This window comes from Vibrio sp. 2130-1 (genome assembly GCF_033339515.1).
The window spans coordinates 1-1,123 of sequence record NZ_JAWOUT010000077.1 but is presented as its reverse complement, the minus strand read 5'-3'; the positions used below and the strand labels follow the sequence as shown (position 1 = coordinate 1,123).

Here is a 1,123-nt window from a genome sequence, read left to right as displayed (position 1 = left end):
AAGAGGCGATTCGTTACTGGCAAGTTGGGCGAGACCTGCATGACTTGCGTATCGCGTCTAAGCATACGGTGGGCATTGTTCGTTCCGTTAAGCAATTGGGCAGAACGGATATCGACCTTGATGAGGCCATCAACATCAATGATTCGATAAATCGTGCGTTGGCGTTGCTGCAGAGTGATTTGAGGCGCGTTAGTGTGCGTTTCAGCCCTGCAGAACTGCCGGTTTTTATTGGATCGCAAACTGAGCTTGTTCAAATTTGGGTGAATATTTTAAAAAATGCGTGCGATGCGATGATTAACATTGAGTCGCCGACCATTGAAATTCATACACGCGTGAGCAAAGGAAAGATTTTAGTCACGATCGCCAACAACGGCCCTGAAATTGATGAGGCCACACGCCGAAAGATATTTAGGCCGAACTTTACAACGAAGAAGGGCGGATTGTCTTTTGGGTTGGGGCTTGGGCTCTCGATCGTTAAACGTATTATTGCAGGTTACAACGGTTCCATTGTCGTAAAAAGTGACAGTGAAAAGACCATTTTTAGGATCAAATTACCGGTAGAGGGTGAACATGGAGAAGCTTAATTTAATTTGCGTTGATGACCAACGAGAGGTGTTAAGCGCGGTTCTACAAGATCTAGAACCGTTGAATAAATGGCTGAATATTGAAGATTGTGAATCTGCTGATGAAGTGCTTGAGCTGATGGATGAGCTTGATGCAGATGGTGAAATGATCGCGTTAATTATTTCGGATCACGTGATGCCAGGTAAAACGGGTGTTGAGCTGCTGACGGAAATTTCCAAAGACAGCCGCTTTGTTCGCACTCGCAAAGTCTTGTTGACTGGGCAGGCCACGCACACTGATACGATCAATGCGATTAACTCTGCGGGCATCGATCGCTATTTCGAAAAGCCTTGGCAAGCCAATCAGTTGATTGAGTGCGTAAGAAACCTCGTTACACAATACATTTTTGATATGGGGCTCGATTACACGCAATATCACGAGCACTTAGATCAAAACGTTGTGTTTGACCGCTTAAGATAGGTGGGTAAAGTTAACCTGAGTTTTCGCCACAGCCACGTTCTGTTTTGATGTAAAAATCGGTGACTAAACGGTGGCTGTG

Annotated in this window: 2 protein-coding genes; both read left to right on the top strand. The window is 45.2% G+C overall.

Going from position 1 to position 1,123, the window contains the following annotated elements:
* Positions 1-584, top strand: a 584-nt coding sequence (locus tag R7Q09_RS24335; protein ID WP_318143719.1) for a sensor histidine kinase, incomplete at its 5' end; no start/stop codon positions are given.
* Positions 571-1,044 (top strand): response regulator, encoded by a 474-nt coding sequence (locus tag R7Q09_RS24330; RefSeq protein ID WP_005454901.1) that lies wholly within the window; start codon positions 571-573, stop codon positions 1,042-1,044. The genes R7Q09_RS24335 and R7Q09_RS24330, both read left to right, overlap by 14 nt.
* The last annotated feature ends 79 nt before the right edge of the window (positions 1,045-1,123 follow it).